Source organism: Paenibacillus sp. fava2 (assembly GCF_058313675.1).
The window spans coordinates 566,101-590,556 of sequence record NZ_CM177755.1 but is presented as its reverse complement, the minus strand read 5'-3'; the positions used below and the strand labels follow the sequence as shown (position 1 = coordinate 590,556).

Annotated in this window: 28 protein-coding genes and 1 riboswitch; of the genes, 5 read left to right on the top strand and 23 right to left on the bottom strand. The window is 53.7% G+C overall.

Annotation, left to right across the window (positions count from 1 at the left end):
• Nucleotides 1-15 precede the first annotated feature (15 nt).
• The 7 genes from AC4G46_RS02750 to AC4G46_RS02720 form a co-directional block, all read right to left on the bottom strand.
• Entirely contained in the window at nucleotides 16-1,791 is a 1,776-nt protein-coding gene (locus AC4G46_RS02750) for a SulP family inorganic anion transporter (protein WP_491128773.1), read from the bottom strand.
• Nucleotides 1,792-1,898: 107 nt separating this feature from the next.
• Nucleotides 1,899-2,225: an ArsR/SmtB family transcription factor gene (locus AC4G46_RS02745; protein ID WP_068723164.1), complete on the bottom strand. Its 327-nt coding sequence runs from the start codon at nucleotides 2,223-2,225 to the stop codon at nucleotides 1,899-1,901.
• A 123-nt stretch (nucleotides 2,226-2,348) separates the two neighbouring features.
• On the bottom strand, nucleotides 2,349-2,729 hold the full coding sequence (locus tag AC4G46_RS02740; protein WP_491126587.1) for a hypothetical protein: 381 nt from the start codon (nucleotides 2,727-2,729) through the stop codon (nucleotides 2,349-2,351).
• Between the two features lie 35 nt (nucleotides 2,730-2,764).
• Nucleotides 2,765-3,976: a pyridoxal phosphate-dependent aminotransferase gene (locus tag AC4G46_RS02735; RefSeq protein ID WP_491126586.1), complete on the bottom strand. Its 1,212-nt coding sequence runs from the start codon at nucleotides 3,974-3,976 to the stop codon at nucleotides 2,765-2,767.
• Between the two features lie 159 nt (nucleotides 3,977-4,135).
• Nucleotides 4,136-4,432: a putative quinol monooxygenase gene (locus tag AC4G46_RS02730; protein ID WP_491126585.1), complete on the bottom strand. Its 297-nt coding sequence runs from the start codon at nucleotides 4,430-4,432 to the stop codon at nucleotides 4,136-4,138.
• 31 nt (nucleotides 4,433-4,463) lie between these two features.
• Complete coding sequence (locus tag AC4G46_RS02725) at nucleotides 4,464-5,102, bottom strand: nitroreductase family protein (protein ID WP_491126584.1); 639 nt, start codon at nucleotides 5,100-5,102, stop codon at nucleotides 4,464-4,466.
• Nucleotides 5,103-5,143: 41 nt separating this feature from the next.
• Complete coding sequence (locus AC4G46_RS02720) at nucleotides 5,144-5,578, bottom strand: MarR family winged helix-turn-helix transcriptional regulator (protein WP_491126583.1); 435 nt, start codon at nucleotides 5,576-5,578, stop codon at nucleotides 5,144-5,146.
• 182 nt (nucleotides 5,579-5,760) lie between these two features.
• On the opposite strand from AC4G46_RS02720, the gene AC4G46_RS02715 reads away from it, so the two are divergent.
• A complete protein-coding gene (locus AC4G46_RS02715; RefSeq protein WP_491126582.1) occupies nucleotides 5,761-6,540 on the top strand; it encodes a carbon-nitrogen family hydrolase in 780 nt (259 codons plus the stop codon).
• A gap of 628 nt (nucleotides 6,541-7,168) precedes the next feature.
• Here the strand turns inward: AC4G46_RS02715 and AC4G46_RS02710 are convergent.
• Nucleotides 7,169-8,167: a lipoate--protein ligase family protein gene (locus tag AC4G46_RS02710; RefSeq protein WP_491126581.1), complete on the bottom strand. Its 999-nt coding sequence runs from the start codon at nucleotides 8,165-8,167 to the stop codon at nucleotides 7,169-7,171.
• A 117-nt stretch (nucleotides 8,168-8,284) separates the two neighbouring features.
• Between AC4G46_RS02710 and AC4G46_RS02705 the strand changes: the two genes are divergently transcribed.
• Nucleotides 8,285-9,196 (top strand): CHAD domain-containing protein, encoded by a 912-nt coding sequence (locus tag AC4G46_RS02705; RefSeq protein ID WP_491126580.1) that lies wholly within the window; start codon nucleotides 8,285-8,287, stop codon nucleotides 9,194-9,196.
• A 104-nt stretch (nucleotides 9,197-9,300) separates the two neighbouring features.
• Here the strand turns inward: AC4G46_RS02705 and AC4G46_RS02700 are convergent, their stop codons facing one another.
• On the bottom strand, nucleotides 9,301-9,942 hold the full coding sequence (locus AC4G46_RS02700) for a ThuA domain-containing protein (protein WP_491126579.1): 642 nt from the start codon (nucleotides 9,940-9,942) through the stop codon (nucleotides 9,301-9,303).
• A 221-nt stretch (nucleotides 9,943-10,163) separates the two neighbouring features.
• Here AC4G46_RS02700 and ytxJ point away from each other — a divergent pair, with 221 nt between their 5' ends.
• Both ytxJ and AC4G46_RS02690 read left to right on the top strand, forming a co-directional pair.
• Nucleotides 10,164-10,490, top strand: coding sequence for a bacillithiol system redox-active protein YtxJ (ytxJ, locus tag AC4G46_RS02695; RefSeq protein ID WP_491126578.1), 327 nt, complete (start codon nucleotides 10,164-10,166; stop codon nucleotides 10,488-10,490).
• Entirely contained in the window at nucleotides 10,487-10,726 is a 240-nt protein-coding gene (locus AC4G46_RS02690) for a glutaredoxin family protein (protein ID WP_491126577.1), read from the top strand. Before ytxJ ends, AC4G46_RS02690 begins: the two co-directional genes overlap by 4 nt.
• Before the next feature lie 85 nt (nucleotides 10,727-10,811).
• On the opposite strand, the gene AC4G46_RS02685 is transcribed toward AC4G46_RS02690, so the two are convergent.
• The 9 genes from AC4G46_RS02685 to AC4G46_RS02645 form a co-directional block, all read right to left on the bottom strand.
• Entirely contained in the window at nucleotides 10,812-11,219 is a 408-nt protein-coding gene (locus AC4G46_RS02685) for a hypothetical protein (protein ID WP_491126576.1), read from the bottom strand.
• 105 nt (nucleotides 11,220-11,324) lie between these two features.
• Nucleotides 11,325-11,523: riboswitch (cyclic di-AMP (ydaO/yuaA leader) on the bottom strand.
• A 113-nt stretch (nucleotides 11,524-11,636) separates the two neighbouring features.
• On the bottom strand, nucleotides 11,637-11,873 hold the full coding sequence (locus AC4G46_RS02680) for a hypothetical protein (RefSeq protein WP_491126575.1): 237 nt from the start codon (nucleotides 11,871-11,873) through the stop codon (nucleotides 11,637-11,639).
• A 131-nt stretch (nucleotides 11,874-12,004) separates the two neighbouring features.
• Nucleotides 12,005-13,240, bottom strand: coding sequence for a TraB/GumN family protein (locus AC4G46_RS02675; protein WP_491126574.1), 1,236 nt, complete (start codon nucleotides 13,238-13,240; stop codon nucleotides 12,005-12,007).
• 115 nt (nucleotides 13,241-13,355) lie between these two features.
• Nucleotides 13,356-13,550, bottom strand: a complete 195-nt coding sequence (locus AC4G46_RS02670; protein WP_491126573.1) for a hypothetical protein — start codon at nucleotides 13,548-13,550, stop codon at nucleotides 13,356-13,358.
• Nucleotides 13,551-13,586: 36 nt separating this feature from the next.
• Nucleotides 13,587-14,900, bottom strand: coding sequence for an ABC transporter permease (locus AC4G46_RS02665; protein WP_491126572.1), 1,314 nt, complete (start codon nucleotides 14,898-14,900; stop codon nucleotides 13,587-13,589).
• Entirely contained in the window at nucleotides 14,893-15,795 is a 903-nt protein-coding gene (locus AC4G46_RS02660; protein WP_491126571.1) for an ABC transporter ATP-binding protein, read from the bottom strand. The genes AC4G46_RS02665 and AC4G46_RS02660 overlap by 8 nt, the downstream gene beginning before the upstream one ends.
• A gap of 3 nt (nucleotides 15,796-15,798) precedes the next feature.
• Entirely contained in the window at nucleotides 15,799-16,728 is a 930-nt protein-coding gene (locus AC4G46_RS02655; RefSeq protein WP_491126570.1) for an ATP-binding cassette domain-containing protein, read from the bottom strand.
• 15 nt (nucleotides 16,729-16,743) lie between these two features.
• A complete protein-coding gene (locus AC4G46_RS02650) occupies nucleotides 16,744-17,139 on the bottom strand; it encodes a GntR family transcriptional regulator (RefSeq protein WP_491126569.1) in 396 nt (131 codons plus the stop codon).
• Nucleotides 17,140-17,155: 16 nt separating this feature from the next.
• On the bottom strand, nucleotides 17,156-17,884 hold the full coding sequence (locus tag AC4G46_RS02645; RefSeq protein ID WP_491126568.1) for a hypothetical protein: 729 nt from the start codon (nucleotides 17,882-17,884) through the stop codon (nucleotides 17,156-17,158).
• A 276-nt stretch (nucleotides 17,885-18,160) separates the two neighbouring features.
• Here AC4G46_RS02645 and AC4G46_RS02640 point away from each other — a divergent pair, with 276 nt between their 5' ends.
• Entirely contained in the window at nucleotides 18,161-18,943 is a 783-nt protein-coding gene (locus tag AC4G46_RS02640; RefSeq protein WP_491126567.1) for an MBL fold metallo-hydrolase, read from the top strand.
• Nucleotides 18,944-20,055: 1,112 nt separating this feature from the next.
• Here AC4G46_RS02640 and AC4G46_RS02635 read toward each other — a convergent pair.
• The 5 genes from AC4G46_RS02635 to ctaD all read right to left on the bottom strand — a co-directional run bounded on the left by AC4G46_RS02635 (nucleotide 20,056) and on the right by ctaD (nucleotide 24,433).
• Nucleotides 20,056-20,520: a DUF420 domain-containing protein gene (locus AC4G46_RS02635; protein ID WP_491126566.1), complete on the bottom strand. Its 465-nt coding sequence runs from the start codon at nucleotides 20,518-20,520 to the stop codon at nucleotides 20,056-20,058.
• Between the two features lie 25 nt (nucleotides 20,521-20,545).
• Nucleotides 20,546-21,466 (bottom strand): cytochrome c oxidase assembly factor CtaG, encoded by a 921-nt coding sequence (ctaG, locus tag AC4G46_RS02630; RefSeq protein WP_491126565.1) that lies wholly within the window; start codon nucleotides 21,464-21,466, stop codon nucleotides 20,546-20,548.
• A 165-nt stretch (nucleotides 21,467-21,631) separates the two neighbouring features.
• Entirely contained in the window at nucleotides 21,632-21,958 is a 327-nt protein-coding gene (locus AC4G46_RS02625; RefSeq protein WP_068723118.1) for a cytochrome C oxidase subunit IV family protein, read from the bottom strand.
• Nucleotides 21,959-21,961: 3 nt separating this feature from the next.
• Nucleotides 21,962-22,588, bottom strand: coding sequence for a cytochrome (ubi)quinol oxidase subunit III (locus AC4G46_RS02620; protein WP_068723116.1), 627 nt, complete (start codon nucleotides 22,586-22,588; stop codon nucleotides 21,962-21,964).
• A 6-nt stretch (nucleotides 22,589-22,594) separates the two neighbouring features.
• Entirely contained in the window at nucleotides 22,595-24,433 is a 1,839-nt protein-coding gene (gene ctaD / locus AC4G46_RS02615) for a cytochrome c oxidase subunit I (protein ID WP_221802178.1), read from the bottom strand.
• Nucleotides 24,434-24,456 lie beyond the last annotated feature (23 nt).

Below are 24,456 nucleotides of genomic sequence, written 5' to 3'. Positions count from 1 at the left end.
ACGGAAGCCGTGCGGTCAGATGCCGCTGCTGAGCTTGCCGGCTATAGCAGGCTTATGACTCTTGAAGCCTGTTCTGCCCGGCGCTTCCTGAACACCGGCCAGCGCCGCACACTCCCGGAACGCGGCATGCCGGCAGCCTGCGCAGCGTTCTGTCTGAATCATGGCCAGTGCGGCATTTATCGCATCCCCCGTATGCCCGAAGAACTGCTGTACTCCGATCTTGTCGTATAGGCCGGTCCGTTTCAGCAGCTCAAGCGGCTGCGGCTCAATGCCGGAGATCAGCAGCTTCCCGCCGTCAGCCTGCAATTGCTTCACCAGCTCAGCCAGATTGGCCTCGCCGGTCGTATCCATGAACGGCACCTTGCCCATGCGCAGAATGATCAGCTTGGGCTTGCCGGGTCCAGGCTCCGGCATCGTATTGCCAAACCGGTAGGCGGCGCCGAAGAACAGCGGCCCCTCCACGTTATAGATTCCGACCTGCGGACAGTCATGGCTGTCGGTTACCATATGCGGAGCCACCTTCACCGACTCCGGATCGGGCAGCACTTTGGCGACCAGGTGGGTCTCGCCCATCCGTTTTACGAACAGGATGACGGCAAGGACCAGCCCTGCCTCCACAGCTACTGTCAGATCCGCGAATATGGTCAGGAGAAAGGTAATGAACATGACCAGGGAATCTCCCGTCTTCAGCTTCAGCAGCTTCAGGAACTGCTTGCGCTCGCTCATATTCCAGGCGACGACCATCAGAATGGGTGCCATCGCTGCAAGCGGAATACTGGAGGCATACGGCGCAAAGAGCAGCAGGATCAGGAACACCACGACGCCGTGAATGACGCCCGACAGCGGAGAAGCCGCCCCGCTGCGGATATTCGTGGCCGTTCTGGCAATCGCCCCGGTAGCCGGAATGCCGCCGAACAGCGGAGCGGCAATATTGGCAATGCCCTGGCCGACCAGCTCACGGTTGCTGTTATGCCGGCTGCCGGACATGCCGTCGGCCACTACCGCAGACAGGAGTGATTCAATCGCTCCCAGCATGGCGATGACAAACGCCGGGCGGAGCAGCAGCCTGATCCGCTCCCAGGTGATTACCGGAAAGTGAAAGCTCGGCAGCGTATTCGGAATATCACCGTAGGCTGAGCCGATAGTTGTAACCTTGCCGCTGAAGAACAGTGCCGCAACCAGTGTAGCGCACAGCAGCCCGATCAGTGAACCCGGTACCTTGGGGGCAAACCGCAGGCCGAGTATAACTACTGCAAAACAGATAACAGCCGTCAGCACACTATACAGATTGACTGTGGAGATATGCAGGCCCAGCTCCTTCATATTGTCGATGAAGGCCTCATGGCGCTTAACCCCCTGCAGCCCGAGGAAATTCCCGATCTGCCCGGTAAAAATGATAACGGCAATCCCCGCGGTAAAGCCGATGGTGACCGGCCTTGGAATAAATTTGATCAGCACACCGAGTCTGAAGAGGCCCATCAGCACCAGAATAACCCCGGCCATCATCCCGGCAATCAGCAGATTCTCATATCCGTATTCCATCGCAATGGCGAACAGAATCGGAATGAACGCACCGGTTGGTCCGCCGATCTGGAATTTCGAGCCGCCGAACAGGGAAATCAGGATTCCCGCCACAATTGTTGTATAAATCCCGTACTCCGGCTTGACACCGGAAGCAATAGCAAATGCCATCCCCAACGGGATGGCAATCACGCCGACAATCGTCCCTGAAATGATATCCTTGCGCAGCGAAGCAATGTTGTAGCCTTGAAAACGGCCCCACCCTGTCATCATCTAACCTTCTTTTCTTTGAATATCTGATTATTTGAATATATGAGCAACATTACTCCTGCCCGCCGTTCTTGTCAACGGGAAATCCGCCCGCTCAGGGGCAGATTTTATTCACTGCGGATACCCTCCAGGATGGAAATCGCATTTACGAGGTGATTATCGAATATCTGCCTGGCTACTGCCAGCAGATCCTTGATCAGGGGATCGCGGAGAGAGTAGATTACAGTGGTGCCCTCCTTGACGCTGGCAACCACATTTTTGGCGCGCAGGACAGCCAGCTGCTGGGAGACCGCAGAGCCTTCCGATCCGAGAATCGCCTGCAGCTCATTCACATTCTTCTCGCCATCACTCAGCAGTTCCAGGATGCGGATCCGCATCGGATGAGCCAGCGCCTTGAAAAACTCCGTCTTAAATTGCTGAATATCGCTGTTCATTGGACTTCTGCTCCTTATAGCTGTACTTCAATTCTAAGCTTATCTTAGCATTATTTATCACGGGGTGGCTATGGCCGTGCAGCATTTGCAGCATTTCTATTCCTGCGGCAAGAGCACCTGTGCCTACAGATTTACCGGATAAATCATCAGCTCCCGGGCTCTGATCTCTACGCAGCCGCCAAGCGCCATCGGCTCCCCCAGGCATTCAAACATGATCAGCTCGTCCCCCAGCCGCAGATACCCCGTTCCGTCCTCCTCAATGTTCTCCAAAATACCTGTTAACAGGATTTGTTCCCCTTCAACACGTATGGCATTGCCGCCTGCAGCAGCCGGAGTAATATCCACCCAGCGCATAAACAGTGCAGGCAGCTCAAATTCCACCTCCTGTGCTTCTCCGGGGAGGACCGGGGTACTGCCGCACCAGATTCCCTTGCCTTCGCCGCAGTCTGCTGTAAAATACACCTCATTTTTCCGGATTCCCTGTCTCGTTACTGTTATCTTCATCTCAATTGTCCCGCCATCTCTTTAGTTTCGGTATATTAATCAAAAAGCTTCAGCCCAGCAATCCGCTGTACAGCCTCTGCCAGCCGGGCCTCATCACTGACAAGGCCGATCCGGACATAACCTTCTCCGTAAGCGCCAAAACCGATGCCCGGAGCCACGACCACATGAGCCTTATCCAGCAGCAAATCAGCGAAGCTCTGTGAGGTGTAACCAGGCGGAACAGGAAGCCAGGCGAAAAAGGAACCGCGCGGGGCTTCCACCTGCCAGCCGGCTTCCCGGAGCCCGCCGATCAGGCTGCCCCGTCTGGCTTCGTAACGCGCCACATTCTCCCGCACACCATCCTGCGGGCCGAGCAGGGCCGCTGCCGCTGCCTCCTGCACCGCCCCGAACAGGCTGACATACATATGATCCTGCAGCAGGTTCAGGCTCTCGATTACGCTGGCATTGCCTGCGGCAAACGCCACGCGCCAGCCGGCCATATTATAAGTCTTCGACAGCGTGTAAATTTCGATGCCGGTATCCTTGGCTCCCCGTGTCTGCAGATAGCTTGCCGGCTTCAGACCCTCGTAGCCGATTGCCGCATAGGCAAAATCATGCACCACACATATATTATTCGCTGCTGCAAAGCTGACAGTCTCCGCGAAGAACGCTTCGTCAGCCACAGCTCCGGTAGGATTGTTCGGATAATTGAGAAACATCAGCTTCGCTCTGGCTGCGGCCTCCGGGCTTACAGTGCCGTAGTCCGGCAGGAATCCGCGTGCTGCCGTGAGCGGCATAAGCTCCATAACCGCCCGGGCCAGCTCGATCCCCGACCAGTAGTCCGGGTATCCCGGGTCCGGAACAAGCGCGGTATCACCGGGATTCAGCAGGCATTGCACCACCTCAACCAGACCGGTCTTGCCTCCGGGCAGAATGGCGATTTCACGCTGCGGGTCCAGCTCCACCCCGTACTCTCTTTTGTAAAAGGCAGCTGCCGCTTCCTTCAGATAGTCATGCCCGCGGAACGGCGGATATCTATGGTTGGACGGATTAAGCGCAGCTCCCTGCAATGCTTCAACAATATGTGCCGGTGTCGGCATATCGGGATTGCCTTGTCCCAGATTGATAACATCATGCCCTTCCGCTGCCGCCTGTGCAGCCCTGGCAACCAGTGCAGCAAAAAACTGCTTGGGCAAAGCATTCAGCAAATGTGACGGTTCAAAGGTAGTCACTGCCCGGCTCATCCTCTCCGCTGTTCCTTTTCTCATGTTACATATTGCATCTATTCTAGCGGTTCGTTGATAGCCGGGCAACTGCTATATTTCAAGGAGGGTAATGTTCTACGTTTGTTAAATGTAAAAAGGCCATCCTCATGCAGGATGACCTTCTTTCTTCACTCTCAGGCTTTTTAAATGATACAGACCCTGTTACTTGCCCACCGGCTCGCCCTGATATACCTTAACATCAAGCGGAGCAGTCAGGAATTCCGCTGCCTTGGCGGCAAAGCCGGTAAAGTGCGGGCTTGCATTATGGCCGGCTACAGCCTCGGCATCACGCCATTCTTCAACCATAATGAATACGTTACTGCGGGAGGTGTGTCTGTAGAGCTCATAAGAAACATTGCCTTCCTCCTGGTGTGTAGCAGCAATCAAAGCATCGGCTTCAGCCAGAAACTGGGCTTCACGCTCAGGATTAACTTGAAGTGTAGCATGAATAATAATCATTGTTCATCCTCCTGTATATGAGTATATATTATTATTTCCACTCGGCAATCTTGTCGATTGGCAGGCGTACAGACTGGTAGCCTTCGGCTGCAGCTTTACCGATGGAAATGAGCATAACCGGAATATAGCGTTCTTTGTCCATTCCGAACAGTTCAGCGATCTGATCTTTTTCGAAGCCTCCGATGGCATTGGTATCGTAACCGTGGGCACGGGCAGCCAGCATCAGCTGCATCGAGACGAGACCGGCATCAATCATTACAGTCTCCCGGTTAATATCTGCGGGAAGATTCGCAAAATGAACAGCCAGACGGGATAATTGGCCTTCCTTGACTTCCTGCGGCATAAGTCCGCGTTCTACGGCAGTACCGTAAATTTCCTCGGCATAGTCAAAGTTGTTCAAATCCCCAAAAACAGCGATCATGGCAGCGGAGGTTTCCACCTGCACCTGGTTGAACTTGGCGATTGTAGCCAGCTTGGATTTGGCCTCAGGACTTTCGATGACGAGGAAACGCCAAGGCTGCATGTTAACAGAAGACGGAGCCAGCGTAGCTTCGGTAAGAATCTCGGTCATTTCCTCTTTGCTGATCTTCACACCGGGATCGTACTGGCGCACCGAGCGGCGGCCGGTAATGATGGAGTTGAAATCATTGGTTCTAGTTGTTGTAGTCATGAAAAATACGCTCCTTTAGTTGGTTAGTGTATGGTATAAGGCTACATTGCATTGATGTTATGCTGCAGCCGGATAAGCATGTCTTCAAGCGTCTTCCGCTCGGCTTCATCAAAGCCGGCCAGCAGACTGCTGATAAAACGCTTCTTCTCTTCCTTGTAGCAATGCACCCGCTCCCGCCCCAGCGGTGTCAGCGAGACCAGAGTGACCCTGTTGTCGGCAGGATTGTTTCGGCGGCTGATCATTCCGCTCTCCTCCAGACCCTTCAGGTGCCGGGTAATGGCGGCAGGGTCAATATCAATTTCCCGCTGCAGCGATATCTGGCTGATCTCTTCAACCTGGAACAGCTGGTGAAGCAGGCGGAGCCGCGTGGGACTGATGCCTGCGCACCGTTCAAACTTCGGGCTGACGCCCTTGTTCAGTGCCTGCAGCAATTCAAGAATCTGATCATCCTCAGACTGATATCCCGTCAATCGCATCCTCCTCCAAACATTAGATTGCGCAAAATCTTGTTGACGAAAATTAGTTTACACCTATTTAATTGACCCGTCAACTATTAATCTTTAATTTCCTTGATCCTCCAAACTGCAGGTTGCTTTATCAGCAGATCCAACTATAATTTCGAACTATACACTCACGTTCTGTCTGAGGAGGCTGACATATGAAAATATCCCTGATCCAGCTTGATATAGCATTCGGCAATCCCGCTGCAAATTATGCGGCTGCAGAGCAGCGCATCCGGGAAGCCGCCGCCGCAGGGCCTGATTGCCTGATCCTGCCGGAGCTTTGGACGACCGGCTATGATCTGACCCGGCTGGAGCACATCGCTGATCCTGAAGGCCAGGAAACGAAGGCCTTGATGTCCGGCCTGGCGAAGGAGCTCGGCGTTCATATTGTCGCCGGTTCGGTAGCCAGCAGGCAGCCTGGCGGCGTTACCAACAGCATGTACGTCTTTGACCGCAGCGGCGGTCTGGCTGGTGAATACAGCAAGCTGCATCTGTTCCGGCTGATGGATGAGCATCTGTATCTTCAGCCCGGTGAAGCCAAGGGGCTGTTCACATTGGACAATGCCCGGTGTGCCGGGCTGATCTGCTACGATATCCGGTTTCCGGAGTGGGTTCGTGCCCACACCGCCCAGGGAGCTGAGCTCCTGTTCGTCAGCGCCGAATGGCCCGAGCCGCGGCTTGCCCACTGGCGCGCCCTGCTGATCAGCCGGGCCATCGAGAACCAATGCTATGTCATCGCCTGCAATCGTGCGGGCGCCGATCCGGCGAACCAGTTCGCCGGCCATTCCATGATCATTGATCCCTGGGGTGATGTGATATGTGAAGCCGGGGAGGGAGAAGAGATTGTAACGGGTGAAATCGACCTGCACAAAGTCCGTGAGGTGCGGAGGCAGATCCCTGTCTTCGCTGACCGGCGGCCGGAGCTGTACTCGTAAAGCCTGGAGTTGGCGGGAACATAGTGGGAACTGTAGGAGTAACTGCAGCGGTAATTACATTGTGACGGGCTGGACAGGTGTGGCGGATGTGATGGCGTGGTTTATGTGGCAGGGCTGCTAGTGCGGCGGGTGCTGGTGGTGCGGCAGGTATGGCTGGTGTTGCGAATGCGGCGAACGTGGCAGGATTTGGAAGTGTGGCGATATTGCTGGTGCGGCGGGTGCTGCTGGTGTGCCGAGTGCTGCTGGTGCGGCGAATGTACTGAGTGTGCAGTGTCCATGAGCTTAGTTGGATTTTCGCCACTTAATTCCACTATTTCGCGTCATTTAAGACTATTAATTGGAAAATTGCCACTTATTTCGGGCCATTTATCGCTTTACAGGCCATTTTGCTGAAATTAAGTGGCGTTTTTCCAACTAGTTTCCCGGTAGCAGGGCTCCTCGGCGAATTAGTTGGCGTTTTTCCACTTAGCTTACCTGACAGTGACTAATCCGCAGATTCTGAAGCCTTTCTAAGGGAGCTATGCTGAATGCGCATAGTCCCTAAGAAGCCTGTTCGAAATGCGAATGCAAGCCTCGCCTCAGGAGCGCCTCCGGCAAACGGCAAGCTCGCAGCAGCAAGCCCGCATTTTCAGCGGGCATAACGCTGCCGCAGCGTCACTGCCGTCTCCAGTACACGCGGATCGCTATACTGGAGATCATAGCCGGTCTCCTGCCGCAGCCTGCCGGCCGGAGTCAGCTGTACGCCCCGGCGCGCTACGGCCTGCCGGATGCCTGCGGCGTACGCGGCCGCCGCATCCGGTCCGCCCAGCTCGCCCAGGGCGGCGATGGTCTCCGGGCGGACCCGCGGATAGTCAAGCGACTCGTCCCCTCCGGACGCAGTCTCATAGAATCCGCGGATTAGCTCTCCGCGCTCCCGCCCGGAGCCGGAGACCACCACGAACGCGTGCACGAAGTACGCGCCGCTCTGCCTGCGCTGGGCGATGCCGCAGAATTTGCGGCCGCCGATGGCCAGGTCGAAATCGCCGGGGCAATACGAGCCGGCGATTTCGCCTGCCCTGATCTGTGCAGCCGCCTGCGGATGGCTTGCAGCTGCGGCTTCGGCAATGAGCGAAGCCAGCAGCCGGAAATCATCGTGAAAGTCCAGCTTGCCTGGAGCTTTCGGCAGAATGAGCGACACATTCACAACGCCTGTGTCGAGCGGCACGGCCGCCCCGCCGGAATGGCGGACAGCCGTGCGGAAGCCGGCCTGCTCCAGTCCGGCCATCGCTGCCTCCGCATGGGGCAGCTTGCTGTCCCGCAGCCCGAGCACCACCCCGCCGGGATGGCTCCAGATATGGAGGCACGGCGGGACCAGCCCGGCTCCGACATCGCGGCACAGCGCCTCTTCGAACGCGAATGGAACCAGCATATCGCCGGCTTCCGCAGCTGTCAGTTTCTCCGCCGGATGCTCGAATAGCACCAGTTGGGAAGGCAGCTCACTTGCAGAGCTCTGCTTTTGCCCTTCAAACAGTTTGCCAAGTCCTCCTGCTTCTTCATATGAACCCACTGATGATTCCCCTTTTCCTGTTAAGTTTGCTCTATTGTACCCCATCGCCCCGTCTGCGCCCATAAAGAGCTGTAAAGTCATTTGAATTCCGCTCCGGCAACCGTTATCCTTATATCAAGGAAGAAGGTCCCAGCATTAGAACGAGGCTGTGCCAAAGCTCATGCAACAGCAATACACAACGTATAGGAGTGATGCCGCATGACCGTAGACCAACTGGCAAAGGACAAGCAGACGAATAAAACCCGGCAGTGGGAACAGGCGATGATCAAGCTGTATGTGAATTTCCGCGATTACAGCAAGGATGCGCTCAAAGACTTCGGCGAGGAGGATATTCACCAGGCGAGAGTGAACAGCCGCAAGCTGCTGACCCTGCTGTCGATCCTTGATCCTGACCATTCTGCCGCCGGAGAGCTATACTCCAATTTCAAAAAAGCCCAGAAGCGGCTCGGTAAAGTCCGGGATGCTGACGTGTTAATTGAATCGTTCAAGGAACGGCGCAAAGTGGCCAAGAAGGACGGCGATGACAAGACTGCCGGGCTGCTGAAGGCTGTCATCAAACACCAGAAGGATCAGCGCAAAAAGTACCGCAAAAAGCTGGAAGCCGAGCTTCCGCAGCTGGCTGGGAAGGAACTGGACGGCTTGTGGAACGATTTTTTGGCTGGACCGCTGGAGTCCCTGGTCTTGAAAAAGGATGCCAACGTCGTTATGCGCGAGCTTGAGGTTGCCTTCGATCAGAAGAAAAAAACCTGCAAGGCACTGTTCAAGGGACCGGATGCCGTATCGGCTGAAGCCTTTGAAGCGCTGCATGACCTGAGGATTACCGCCAAGGAGCTGCGCTACACCGCAAATGCCGCCTCTTTTGCACTCAATCAGAAATTCCATACCCATGAGGATTACTACAAGAACATCCAGGAGCAGCTTGGCATCATTAACGATAAACGGGTCTGGCTGGATACGCTGCAGTCCATTGGACGCGACGAGCTGGGCGTAGGCAAAAAAACCTGGAGCGCCTTCACCGACAGCCTGAAGAACGAAGTGCTGGAAGCGCTATATCATAACGAGGTTGTACCGGTTGCCGGGAAGCCCCGGACAGATTCCGGCGAAGCTTAATAATCCGTCCCTTATAAAAGAAGCGGGAAGCGCATGATTAACATGCCGCTTCCCGCTTTTCACTTTACCCGGCAGCCCTGCTGCTTCAGGCCACTCCAGCCGGATTACAGCTGCCTGGCTGCCCATAAGGCGCTTCTGCTGATCAGTCTGCGGAACGGTTCGATGGAGAAGGACGGCAAGTGATGCCCCGGCATCAGGTAGACAACCCGGCCAAGCCCGAATTCGTGGCACCAGGCCGCCTGCCGCATTGCTCCCCCGTGCAGATACTCTGCCAGAATAGTAGTCTCGAAGTACGGCTGCATGTCAAAATAATACGGCTCGTCCTCAATCTCAAAATCTTCGATCCCCTGGACAATCGGATGCTCCCGTACCGCCGCAGGTATATTGATTCCGAGCGCTGTATAGGCAGGGTGATGGGTAAAGTGCCCGCCCAGCATCACTCCAAGCTCCTGATTTCGCTGCATGGAAATACCGTTATGAACCACCAGCAGGCCGCCGCCCCCGGCGACGTAAGACAGCAATGCGCCGCTATGGGCCGGAGCAATTTTGTGATCAGAAAACTCAGCGTAAGACACAACCAGCGGATAGTCAGCCAGTGTCTGCGGGTTCAGCAGCCCGAAATCCTCGGAAGGCTCAACCGTAAATGCAGGCGACAAAATCTCTTGAAACGCCTGGTCCACTCCGGCAAAAGGATGATATTTCACTTCGCTGTAGCTGCCCAGTGCAAGGGCTTTCAGTTCCGGCATCAGAATATACACCTCTTTCATATCAGGTCTGTTCGGCTATTAGGCCTGTCTTTCTCACCTTAGCATGGCCCCCGGGTTTTTACAACGTTCCGGACATCCACCCGGGAAAAAGCCTTTTTGCTTTAATTTTGAACTATGCTACAATCATAGTTACAGGTTAACAGCTATTCTTAACCGGCAGTACCCCATACTAATCTTGTATCCCAGGAGGTCGATATTCGATGTCTATTCAACAGCTGCATACTTCTGATGAATTGCACCAATATGTCGGGCAACCCGGCAAAAAACTGCTTTTCAAGCACAGCACAACCTGCCCGATCAGCGCCAAAGCGCATGAGGAGTTCCAGGCTTATGTCCAAAGCTCGGATACGCCTGCAGCGATTGTCCATGTCATTGAGGACCGTCCGGTCTCCAATCAGATCGCCGAAGAATTCGGCATCAAGCATGAATCCCCGCAGATTTTCCTGCTGGACGGCAGCGAAGTGAGCTGGAACACCTCCCACTGGAAAATCACCCGCAGTGCCATCAAGGAGGCCGTTGAGCAATGAGCCAGCCGGTAATTGTCTATTCCACCGCAGGCTGCAGTGACTGCAATCAGGTCAAGCAGCTGCTCACCAGTCAGGGTATTCCTTTTGAGGTACGCGACATTATGGCCAGCGCAGTCTATCAGGAGGAAGTCGAAAAGCTCGGTTTTATGGGTATCCCTGTAACGGTATCCGGCGACCGTGCTGTTAAAGGCTTCAACCTGCCTGAGCTTCAGGAACTGATTGCCGCCGCCAGATAACAGCCTATTGGCCGCAGTATAAATAAAAAGGTATTCCCTGGTCCGAAGCCCGGGGAATACCTTTTTTGTGCCTGCCGGTGTATCTTTATTCGCATTCTGCAGCCAGATGGCCGACCTGCCCGCTGTGGCTGTAGATGACATTGTCTGCCCCCAGCCCTTTATAGACTAACCTCGGTCTCATGGAGGTAGTAATTACGGAAATCGGCCCGCTCGTCCACGTGCGGCACATTTGCACATAACGGCAGCATAAAGCGACACTGCTCTCGAACAGATAGATCCGGCCTACCGGAAACGGCGGTCTGAGCCAGGTGTTCAGAAGCCGGGTATCCACCTCAAAAATCTTCTCAACCCCCAGCTCCGCCAGCCGCTGCTTCTCGGCCGGATTATTGGCAAGCCCGGCAAATCTGCAGCCCTTCATTTGAAGCAGCTTGATAAATTGCTCTCCCGCCTTTGTCGGCGCACAGATGAGCACATATTCTTCCTGAACGTCCATTTCCGTCTCCCCTTTCCCCTCATCTCTATCTGTACAGATCTATAAAAGCACAGCAAAAAACCACAAAGGATTCCCTTTGTGGTCCAGTTAACGGTCACAATGCGCTGATCCTCTCTGCAATACGCTTACGAGGTTAGCTGCCGGATTCGGGCGTTGAGAGTCGCCCTACCTGTCCGCTGCATTGAGATTTCGCACTTCACGCAGCTGCCAGGATTCACCCCATAACCGGCCGGTCTGCTTGCACCCTGACTCCGGTTGTTGGTTCCCCCGCTTTCCGTAGACGGAAATTAAGCGGATATTCTATTTAATTGGGGTTAAACAGATGTATCATACCTTTAAGAGCATCCGCTTGTAAATCGCCAAACCGGGCGGAATAACCTCCGGGAAGGGAAGAAACCTCCTGAATAGCGCTTTCTTTCATCTTTTTCTCTTCAGTTCTTTAAATTGCTTCGATTTCTTCCCTTTGCTGCTGCTATTTTTACTGCTCTTGGCAAACCGCAGGAAAGCCATCAGACAGCCAAGAATGCCCAAGCCCAGCAGTAGCGTCTGCAGCGCTCCCAGCAGTGTGCTCCCTTCCGGCTGCAGCAGGCTGCTGGCTATAATCAGCAGGACGGAGACAGCGACCAGTACAGGTGTTTTTAGATTAATGTTCAAGATTACCACTCCTTAGTACAAAGGTACACTATTGCCGGCCGGATCACCAGTCCCCGGCAGATTAAGCCATTTACGCCAAATAAAAAAGGGTATCAGTCCTGTCAGGACGACACCCGTTTCTATTCTTGCCTCTATTTCCGGACTACTGTATATCCCTTATCCTGCAGCAGCTTCACAATGCCATGCTCGCCCAGATAATGTGCCGCGCCGACCACGATGAAATACTCCTCGTTTTTACCGTTTTTGAGATATCCTTCAATCTTGTCGGCCATACCGATATTGCGGTCAACCAGCATTGCCTTGTAGTATTCCGCATTCCCGGCAAAGCTGTTGGTCAGCTGCAGCAGCAGCTCATCATCACCTGATTTCCAGATCTCAGCCATCACATCGATGCTATCATCAATCACATCGTAGTTTTCGATCGCCGCGAGCAGGTTAGCCTCCTGCAGCTCTTTGGAGAAGTTGTTGAACATGCCCAGCTGGGATTCGTAGGATTCCAGCTCTACAATCGGAAGTTTACGCTCAATTGCCTTCTGTATAAAGTACAAGTCGATTCCGGAGGAAGCCTCGTAGCCGGCCGTCGCTGATTTCAGGCTGCTGAGCGTTGTTTCCGCTACCCATGGCTTGAATTTATCCAGTGCATTTGCCTGAAGACCTGCCTCCTTCAGCACCACGCCAAGCTTGGCATACGTCTCACCGGAGATATGATCCTTCAGTGTAGTGCCATCCTGGTACATCCCCATGTCCAGAACCAGCTTCTGCTGTGCTTCATCTGCTGCTTTGCTGATGTCGATTTCTACACCAAGGTAATCGGCTTCGGCAAAAGCTTCTTCAAACTCCGGGCTCAGCGGGTAGAAGCTGTCATCAGCAATATGCATGGAACCGACCAGATACACGGTATTGCCGTTGCTTTCGACTTCCCACATGAAGCCGCGGCCGCCTGCAGTATTTACTGCGGTCTGGCTGGCTCCAGCTGCAGTCTTGGTCTGCAGAATAACAGTACGGGTCTGCGCATCCCAGCTGACCTCGTAACCTGCGGCATCGCCGAGAACCCGGACAGGTGCATAGGTCACACCGTTGATTACCGTCAGCTTGCTTTTTAATGTTACGGCTTTGCCGTCAATGATTGCATAGATGGTGTCCCCAGCCGCATTCTGCAGCTTCGCATCCATAGCCTCGAGCGTAGCTCTAAGGGGAACAAGCATTGTACCCTGATTGTTGACCGGTGATCCTGTCTTGTATTCTACGGTCTGGTTATCCACCTTTACCGCCGGCTGCTGCGGAGCAGCCAGAGCCGGGGCTGCTGCCCCGGTAAGCAGTCCTGCGGAAAGAGTAAGAGAGAATAGCATTTGCTTCCAATTTTTCATCAATGTTGTCTCCTTCAGCTTATATAGTCTACTAATGAACACAATATAATTAAGCAAAATCAGGAGGCTTGAGACACTTTACTATAAAGTTTCCAGGATAAGTACAGGATGACCGTTACGCTCTGCTTCTGCGTTCCTTTGCCAGCCCCCACAGCATAACCAAGACTGCTGCCCCGCTTAGGCCTACGGTCAGCCCCTGGATGAAGTCACGCACCGGGGAACCGCCTGTATCGATTACAAGACCAAACATAATCATGTTAAAAGCACATACTGCAAGAAAAAGAATGTTCTGATTTTTTTTGTTCATCATGTTGGGTTGCTCCTCTTATTTTTAATTTTTGTATGATTAGATTTTGTAAGCCTTCATTGCTTTTCTGATTTCCTTGATGCTCGGGCGTTTGCCGTACATCAGGACGCCTGTGCGGTAGATCTTCGCCGCCAGCCAGCCGAACGCAAAGGTAGTTGCCAGCAGGATAACCAGTGAAACGATGATCTCCCAGAAAGCGACCTGGCCGACTCCGATGCGCAGCAGCATGCTGAGCGGTGAGGTGAACGGGATAAAGCTGGCTACCTTGACCAGGGTTGTATTAGGAGCCCAGATACTGAATAAAGGAACGTAGAAGTTCACGAAGCCGATCATCATAATCGGCGTTACCGCCTGGCCGAGGTCCTCAGTACGGCTGACAATCGATCCCACCGCCGCATAGATCAGGGCATACAGGAAGTAGCCCAGGATATACAGGATAAGTCCGTAAACCAGCAGTCCAATATTCAGCTGGCTCAGATCCAGTTCAAAATCAGCCAGGATACCGGAGTTATGCGGCAGCATCAGATTGGCGGTCACACTAAGTGCAATAATTGCAATCTGCATCAGTCCGACCAGGAAGATACCAATTACCTTGCCGAACATCTGCGTCAGCGGGGAAGCGCTCGTAATGAGAATCTCCATGATGCGCGAGCTTTTCTCCGAGGTTACTTCCGCCGAAATCATATTGCCTGTCATCATAATCGACATGAAGAACAGAATCAGAAGCACGTACACCACTACATAGTTGATCGTTGCGGCCGTCTGTTCAGCCTCTTCCCCTTCTTGGGCTCCGCTGGCGCTAAGCTCCTGCGTACCGATCGTTACCGGGGCATACATAGCGGCAACCTGGCTGTCCGTCAGTTTGTCACCGACAATCAGCTGTGTATTTACCGCCTGCAGGGCACTCTGCAGATAGGTCTGCAGTTCTCCGCCAAGCTCGCCGTCCTCACTGTGATAGGTTACCGGCGGCAGGCCCTCACCGCTTGCCTCCCCGAAGGTCAGGTAACCTTCGATGTCGCCTTTATCCAGGCCTTCCTTCAATGCCGCATCATCAGCAGAAGTATAAGACACGAACGTTACAGCAAAGGCGTCTTTCTCCTGATCAGCTGGTACTGGAGGGGCAGAAGAGGACAGGAGCAGCTCAGCTGCAGGATTACCCGTTTCTGCGATTACCGCGATTTGGCTGCGGTTTCCGCCATCAGCCTTATCCTCACCCTTGAACACTTTAATGAAATAAGGAATGTTCATCCCGATGCTGAGCAGAATAACAAGAATCAGCGTTGTTACAAGAAAGGCCTTGGTCTTCACCTTATTCTTAAATGTAAATCCGATAATCGTTCCCATCTTATTCATTTGATTCACCCACCGCTCTGATAAAGATTTGGTTTAGCGTCGGTTCTTTAATCTCGAAATGCTCAACTTCGCCGGCAAGAACAGCCTGCTGCAGAATGCGCTGTGCTGCGCCTATATCACTGATTGATATTGAATAACCCCGCTCCTGCCGCTGGACTGCAGTAACACCGGCAATTCCTTCAAGGCCTGCAACTTCTCCGGCCGTCCGCAGAATGACTTCCTCCCGCGGATACCCCTTCTTGATCTCACGGATATCGCCCTGCACCACTGTATTGGAGCGGTCAAGAATCGTAATGTGTCTGCACAGCTCCTCCACATGCTCCATCCGGTGGGTGGAGAACAGGATGCTAGTGCCCTGATCACGAAGCTCTTTGACCGTATCTTTAAGCAGCTCTACATTGACCGGATCCAGTCCGCTGAATGCTTCATCAAGCACGAGGATCTGCGGCTTGTGGACAACGGCGGCAATGAAGCCCATTTTCTGCTGATTGCCCTTGGACAGCTCTTCAATCTTCTTATTGTAGTACTCTGGAACCTCGAAACGGTCCAGCCAGTAACGCAGGCTCTTCTCTGCATCGCCGGCAGCCATTCCGCGCAGCCTGGCAAGATAGATAATCTGATCGCTGACCTTCACCTTCGGATACAGGCCGCGTTCCTCGGGCAGATAGCCCATCAGATGCTGCAGCTCATTGCTGAACTCCTTGCCGTTATAGAGAATTTTTCCCCCATCGGGATAGATCAGGCCAAGCACCATGCGCATTGTTGTTGTTTTGCCGGCTCCGTTCGCACCAAGCAGCCCGTAAATCTCGCCTTGCTCTACCTTCAGATTAATACCGTTAACCGCCGTCTTATCACCGTACTGCTTCACTACATGTTCCAGCTTCAAAGCTTCCATTGGTTAATCCCCTCTCTTCTGGTCTAACAGGACCGGACGGTGTCCTTGTGTCCATAGGCTAAGTATTTCATCCAGCTCCAGTGCCCGGCTCTTGAGTACCTTTACGCCCAGATCCAGGATGCGTTTCTCATTCCGGGAAAATTCCCGGATTATAAAAGAGGCTACGCCAGGCTGCTCCCAGCCAAAATGCAAGGCTTCCGGAAGCTCTGCCGCCAGCTCCTGCAGCTCCGACTCATCCGCCGCATTCACCCATACCTCATTCCATAAGCCGAACAGGCTGTCTTTCTCGGCCATGCCGAGCAACTGTCCCTGATGCATAAGCACAATATAATCGGCGAGCCGCCGCACTTCTTCAACAATATGAGTACAGATCAGCACTGTTGCGTCTGTGTCATCCATAAATTTGCGCAGCGTTTCAATCATGATCTTCCAGGCAAACGGATCAAGTCCGGAAGAAGGCTCATCCAGCAGCAGCAGGCGGGGCCGTGCGGCCAGCGCCGCAGCAATTTCGAATTTGCGCCTTTCCCCCTTGGACATTTTGCCCAGCCGGGCATCCTGCGGAATTTCGAATTTCCGGACCAGCTCTTCAAAGTACTTCTGGTCCCAGGAAGGATACCACTGCCGGCGGAAATCCGCCGCCTCCTCTGCCGTCCAGTAATTCTCCTCCGGCTGTGAGGTTTCCGGCACATAGGCCATTCCCTGACGGAGCGCAAGCGGCAGCCCTCCGGGATGATTCTGTTCGAACCAGCGGATCTCGCCTTTCTCCGGGAAGCTCAGCTGCAGCAGCATATGCAGCAGTGTGCTTTTGCCGGAGCCGTTCTGACCGACCAGCGCGGTTATATAGCCTTGCGGAAGGCTCAGATTAAGCGGCCCGACCATCCGCTTATGCCGCTTCTTGCTTACATTCCTCAGTTCTATGGCTTGCTGTACCATGAAACGCCCCACCCTTCATGACTTTGTGTTGTATTTATTCTCTACAACCTCTGTGAACATCCGGGTCAGCTCCTCTGCGCTGCACTGTACAGACAGCCCTACATCGACTGCACCCTCAAGCGCTTTGCGGATTGCATCCCGTTTGTATTCCTCCATCGCACCTGCTCCGACATGAGAGACAAATGTGCCTGTGCCCTGCCTCGTCCGCAGCAGCCCTTCATTCTCCAGATCCTGATAGACCCGGCGGACTGTAATGACACTGCATTTCAGCTCACCCGCAAATTCACGGATAGAAGGAAGCAGCGTTCCCTCTGTGATACTGCCGCCTATAATGAGTGACCGCAGCTGTGTCTCGATCTGCGAGTATAGCGGTTCGGCACTGTTTTCATTAATTTGAATAGGTATCCACATCCTTACCTCCGCCCTCTCATACGAGATCGCGGCTCTTCAGCCGGTGTATCGTCCATGCGGAGAAGAGCTGAACCGATAAGGTACCGAGCAGCAGTGTTCCCCACATCAGCGGGGAGAGCAGCCCCCACTCTTTCGAACAGCTGACAGTGTACAAAATAAGATTTCCGCCCGCCAGCCAGGTAAGCACTGCCGTCCCGATGTAAATGAAAGTAAAGAGCATCACGTAGATGAAGTAGGCTTTTCCGCTTGCCAGCAGCTCGATAAAAATGTAAAGCCCTGCAACAATCAGCCCCAGTCCGATCCACGTTAGTACAAAAGCCAGATAATCCGTAAACGGCAGCTCCTGACGAATGTTACTGCTGAAGCCGTAGATAAGGCCGAAGAAAATCATTCCGTTCAGCCCGATAGAGCTGACTGCGTGAAGCTTTCTTTTGCAGAGAATCACAGCAGTCGGAATAGGCAAGGTGCGCATATACGCCAGCATCCGGGTATAAGAATCTTCCGTCAGATACTTCATTGTCCGCTTGGAAAAGGTGAACCCCAGCATCGGAATGACTGTCATGAACATGATGTCGGCAAGAATCTTCCCGTCACCGTTATCCAGCGTATCCTGGATGATCATACTGGTCAGCCCGCCCATGTAACCCATGAACAGCAGCGCCCATAGCAGCATCCATAATAACTTCAGCCTGTCGCCGTTGAAATCGCTTCTTACCATGATCCAAGCCTGTCTTAAGTTTGTCATTTTGCTTTAACCTCACTTTAATTCAGCAGATATACAGCACAGTGTGTCGCGGGCTTCCGGTGTATCAGCTGGTACACTTGAACGTTGGATAACTTGAGGTTCGTTAGATATCCGGTGTGCTTACTGTGTGCTTACTGTGTATATCTATATACACAGTATATGTCCTGTTTTTTCCACCGTCAATAGTTTTATAAGAAAATCTTGGAATTCTTTACTGCAGCCGGTTATGCTACTGTGAAGATACGGTTTAGGACAAACATTATTCAGGGGGCATATATGATGAATAATCCTTGGTTTACGGTGCAGCGCATAGATGAATCCACTTTTGCCATTAGTGAATACGGGCACTGGGAGAAGGTCCATTCCTTCCTGCTGCTCGGGCAGCAGAAGGCTGCCCTGATTGATACCGGACTCGGTATCAGTAATATCCATGAGGTAACCAGCAAGCTGACCCCACTCCCGGTTTGTGTCCTCACCACCCATGTCCATACCGACCATATCGGGGGCCACGGGCTGTTCAGCCAAATTTATGTGCATGAAGGCGATTGTGATTGGCTAATCCATGGCATCCAGGGCTTATCGATTGAGCATATCAGAGCGGATCTCGTGCGCGATCTGTGCCAGCCGCTGCCGGAGGGCTTTCATCCAGATACTTATACCCCTTATTGCGGCAGACCGGCCGGGCTGCTAAAGGATGGCCAGATCATTGATCTGGGCGGGAGAAGCCTTGAGGTATATCATACGCCGGGGCATTCACCGGGACATGTGTGCTTTTTTGAGGGAGCCTCCGGTTATTTGTTTACAGGTGACTTGCTGTATGATGAGACGCCAGTCTATGCCTTTTATCCTTCGACAAGTCCCGCAGACCTGGTCCGTTCGTGGGAGCGAATCGCAGACATCCCCGGTGTCACTAAAGTCTTCGGCTCTCACAATACGCTGGGACTGAACCCGGAGATCCTGGTTGAGGTAAAGCTCGCCGCCAAGACACTGAGAGAGGAAAATCTGATCTCCTTCGGCACAGGCACCCATACCTTTAACGGGTTTAGTGTGCGGTTCTAGACTGGGAGTAGCAGGCCTGTCGGGAAGATGGAAAGTGCCGGAACATTATAGGGAGAGGGCAGAAGAAGAAGCACTATTTAGTAGGCGTGGCCGATTGGGGAAGGTTGGCCCAGGTGCCCGATAGGGCTGGGGTTGGCGGAGGTTAAGGGGATTAGCTGGTCGGACTACTACATTGGTGGATGCGGTACTAAAAGATGTGGATTAAACGAAGCGGTCTATCGCCGAATCAGGATTGGTGGATGTAGCTGGCTAACGAGGTGGTAACGTACGCTGGCTGATTGGATTACCGGGCCGGCGAACGTACTATAGTTGCGGTTTTAAGGGGACTATTGGGAATCCGGGTTGGAGGATGTGATTGATAGAGGCGGGGGTTAACCGAGGGTGAACTTTCTAGATAAGAATGGGTAATGCGCATCGTCTGCTCGGATTGCTAGGTTGGCTGATACGGTACTAAAGGATTGGGGTTGAGGGATGTGGACTATTCGTGATCCGTGTTGGCGGATGTGTTCGATAGGGAGCGAGGTCTAAAGGATGCGGTGTTGGGGGGATTTCTGGACGTATGGCATCCAACCTCCATCGAACGCCATTAAAGGGATTTTTCCCTTTAATTCGTCCATTCCACCCGCTTCTGAGCGCCATTAAAGGGATTTTTCCCTCTAATTCGTCCATTCCACCCACTTCCGGGTACCATTAAAGGGATTTTTCCCTCTAATTCGTCCATTCCACCCGCTTCCGGGTACCATTAAAGGGATTTTTCCCTTTAATTCGCTCATTCCACCCTCCTCCGGGTACCATTAAAGGGATTTTTCCCTTTAATTCGCTCATTCCAACCTCCTCCGGGTACCATTAAAGGGATTTTTCCCTTTAATCCGCTCATTCCACCCTCCTCCGGGCGCCATTAAAGGGATTTTTCCCTTTAATTCACCCGACCGCCTGCCCACCCACGTAACCCCGGGCAAGCCGGCCTCCATATATCTGTCCGCCCCTACAGGGAGGAATCCGGTTATTCCACCCTCCCCGCAGCTCCCGCACACATAAAAAGGCCTGCGCAGCAGCCCGTTCCCTAGTGGATATAGCTGTGCGCAGGCCGATTCGCCTACATGCATATAAGATTAGAAGCCCCAGATAGCATCCCAGACCGGCTTGGTGTGGCCGCCCGGATAAAATATGTACAGCAGCACATATACCGCGACTCCTGTGATAGCTGTAATGAACCAGGTCACAGCCGTGATTCTGCCCAGCTTGCGGTGCTTCGCGTACTTGGCCTGAAAGCCCCAGACCAGTGTCGTGATCCCGAACACGGCGGCGACGGTGGCCAGTACGATATGGAAGATCAGAAAAATATGATACAGCGTCGACAGATGCTCCGGTCCGCCCCACGATGTATTTCCTACAAATACCGTTCTTGACATGTACACAATGAAAAACAGAGTTGCAGCCACGGCGGCGGCGATCATTGTCTTCTTGTGCGCTTCACGTTTGCCTGTAATGATCTGTCTCCAGCCGATAGCCACCAGCACCGCACTGATTACGATGAACGATGTACTGATCGTTGGAAACACTGTAAAGATATCCATGCTTATCCTCCTCGGTGCTTGCCAGCTATACCCGGGTCAATGCGCCATCCCCCATCTCGCCGGAGGGTCCGGAAAGATCCGGATCGTCTTGCCCGTTCTCTTTTTTATACCAATGATAGAACACATAAGCAAGCATCGAGGCAAAAATAAATTCCTGAATGAACTTCATCACGATTCCGCCGACCTGCTGATCCACCTTGGGTGACAGCCCTCCAAAGAATCCCGGTCCGCCAAAAGCCTGCAGCAGCGCCCCCGGATCACCGGAGACACAATAGCCCATCGCCCGCGCCCAGACATCTGGATCACTATAGGTAGCATAGAGCGGACCGCTTGCAAAAATAATCAGCCCGCAGGCCGGTGTGAGCAGCACCATATTGAGAAAAATAAAGCCGATTTTGACGGGTCCTCCGGCCCTCCGGTGCTCCGGCAGCGGATTGATCAGCGTCCACCACATCAGCGCCGAGGTCACAAAAAGCGCAGCATAGTACAACCGGTGCACCGTAAAGTGCAGCATTACATAGTCGTGAATGACCGGGATATGATACAGCGAGAACAGTCCGTTGAACAGCAGCGCAGCCACCACAGGATGGGCAAGAAAGGAGAGCCTCCGCAGCGGATTGACCCTCATCAGGGCCCGCCAGCACCATTCCGGAATCCCCAGCATCATCAGCGGCACCGCAATCAGATAAGACAGCGCCATACTGACCATATGAAAAGAAAACAGGATATGTCCCAGCAGACTGACCGGACCGCCCTGAGCCAGATAGAGCACCAGCAGCCCGCCCAGAAACAGCGCTCTTTGCCGGAGCGGAACCTCCGCTGAGCCGGTGAACCGCTGAGCCAGCGGCCCGATCAGCACCAGATACCCCGCAGCCAGCAGCAGCGTTGCCGCCAGCAGCAGCGGACTCCACAGATCGGCAAAGCTGAAGTATTGCAAGCCAAGCATCGGACAGTCCCCCTCCATCAAGAGTATTAAAGAATGCGGCATTCACGCCGATTACGGACACCAACTGCAGTCAGCGGCCACCCGCCTGAGCACCTCCCTGCTTACCGTTGAACCCCCCGACAGCAAAAAGAGGCAGCAGCTCCAGCCGGCCTCCTGAATACAACGCTAATCCCACCAGACCCAGTACAGAGCCATAACAATGCAGGTTCCGGCGATAAAAAAACCGCCCAGCATGAAAATAATCGGCAGCAGATGCCCTTTGTCCTTCAAATGCATCCAGAAGCCCATCTGCAGCACCACCTGCAGCGCAGCCATTACCAGCAGCAAAATGACGGCAAAGGTGGCGTTAACCCCTCCGGCGGCTACAGCCGCGAAGGCAAGCAGTGTCAGCAGCACCGAAAAAACAAACACTACGATATGGCGCTGCGGTCCCTCGTGCCGGTGACGGTGCTTCACGCCGCCGCCCTCCTGCGAATGCTGTTCCGTCGCCATGGCTCAGCCCACCTTTCCAAGCAGGTAAACTACCGTGAAAATGAATACCCACACGACATCGATGAAATGCCAGTACATCGCAGATACGTAGATTTTGGGCGCCGTTACTACGGTCAGTCCTTTGCGGACGAGCTGCCCGATCAGGATGGCGATCCACACAATCCCGAACGCAACGTGTGCGCCATGAAAGCCGACCAGCGTGTAGAACGCCGAACTGAAAGCACTCGTAGTCATCCCGAATTCCTCATGCCTTACATATACACTGAACTCGTAGATCTCCAGAGCAAGAAATGCCGCACCAAGCACCACAGTGATAAGCAGCCAGCCGCGCAGCTCTTTCGGCTTGTTGCGGTGCATCGCCTGAATGGCGAACACGCTGGTGAGGCTGCTGGCCAGCAGCAGAAACGTTGCTGCCGCTACCAGCGGCAGATGGAACAGCTCAGCCGCAGACGGTCCGTCGTTCGTCGAGTTGCGCAGCGCCAGAAAGGTGGCGAACAGCGTTCCGAAGAGTACGGCCTCCCCGCCGAGGAATAGCCAGAAGGCCAACACCTTGTTACGGCCCTCCAGTGTCGCTTTTTCAGGCTCATGCGGGAGGGTACCTTTTCCGGCTTCAGCATGTACAGTCGTCATCCCTACTCACCTTCCTTCCAGCTCTTCAGGCTCGATATGCCAGCCATGGTCGTCAAACAAGGAACGCATCAGCATCGAACCGAACGTAATCACCAGACCAAGACCGGTCACGATATAGTTGTTGAACAGGAAGCTTAGCACCTCGCTGCCAAATGTGTCACGGCTGAACATGAAGCCAAGCCCGGCGATAAAAATACCCACCGACATCAGGAACGGCAGAATCGTCGCAGACGGCATATGGATGGAACCGACCGGCTCGGACGGCGTCATGCTTTTGTGACCGGCCAGCTTTTCCTTCCAGAAGGCATCAATTCCGCGTACCAGCGGGGTCTGCTTGAAGTTGTATTCCGGCGGCGGCGAAGGAATCGTCCACTCCAGCGTCCGCCCGTCTTCCCACGGATCATCCGCGGCATCAGCCGGTTTGCGGGAAGTGATGAAGATATTCCACAGGAAGATCAGCATTCCGACACCCATCAGCCCCGCCCCGATCGTACTAACCAGATTCAGCGTATCAAACTGCTGGTTCGGCAGGTACGTAAACACGCGGCGCTGCATCCCCATGAGTCCCAGGAAGTGCTGGACGAAAAAGGTCAGATGGAAGCCGATAATAAAGGTCCAGAACGTCCATTTGCCCAAGGTTTCGCTCAGCATCCGCCCGAACATTTTTGGCCACCAGTAGTGCAGCCCGGCGAACAGCCCCAGCACCAGACCACCGACAATAACATAATGAAAGTGGGCTACGACAAAATAGGTGTCATGAAACTGGAAATCCGCCGGAGCCGAAGCGAGCATAACGCCCGTTACTCCGCCCATGGTGAACGTTGGAATGAAGCCGACAGCGAACAGATTCGGAGTGGTAAAACGCACCTGCCCGCCCCACATCGTAAACAGCCAGTTGAAGATTTTGATCCCCGTTGGAACAGCAATGAGCATCGTCGATACCGAAAACAATGCATTCGCCACCGGACCGAGGCCGGTTGTGAACATATGATGCGCCCAGACCATGAAGCCCAGGAAGGCGATCAGTATGGTTGCGAAGACCATAGAGCTGTAGCCGAATAATCTTTTGCGTGAAAAGGTTGGAATGACCTCGGAAATAATGCCGAACGCCGGCAGAATGAGAATATAGACCTCGGGATGGCCAAAAATCCAGAAAATATGCTGCCAGAGCACCGGATTGCCGCCCGTAGCAGGATTGAAGAAATTCGCTTCAAGAATCCGGTCGAAGGTAAGGAGGACAAGCCCTACTGTAATAGCCGGAAAAGCGAACAAAATGATGGCGGAGGTGATAAAGGTGGTCCAGGCGAACATCGGCATCCGCATATAAGACATTCCCGGCGCACGCATCGTGATGATTGTAGCCAGAAAGTTAATGCCGCCGATCAGCGTACCCAGCCCGGCAATCTGCAGCCCGATCGTATAAAAATCCACCCCATGGGTGGCGCTGTAGGTTGTACTGGATAGCGGAGTGTAAGAGGTCCAGCCGGCATCGGGCGCCCCGCCCATAACCCAGCTGAGATTGAGCAGCAGGCCGCCGAACAGGAAGGTCCAGAAGCCAAGCGCATTGAGAAAAGGGAAGGCCACATCGCGCGCGCCGATCTGCAGCGGAATGACCGCATTCATCAGCGCGAAGATGACGGGCATGACCCCGAGAAAAATCATCGTCGTCCCGTGCATCGTGATTAATTCGTTGAAAGTCTGCGCGTCCAGAAAGGTGTTCATCGGCTTGATCAGCTGGATGCGGATCAGGATCGCTTCAAGCCCGCCGATTCCGAAAAAGAAACCTCCAGCCCAAAGGTAGAGGATGGCGATTTTTTTGTGGTCGACGGTAGTGATCCAGTCCATCAGCCCGGTATAACGTTTCACAC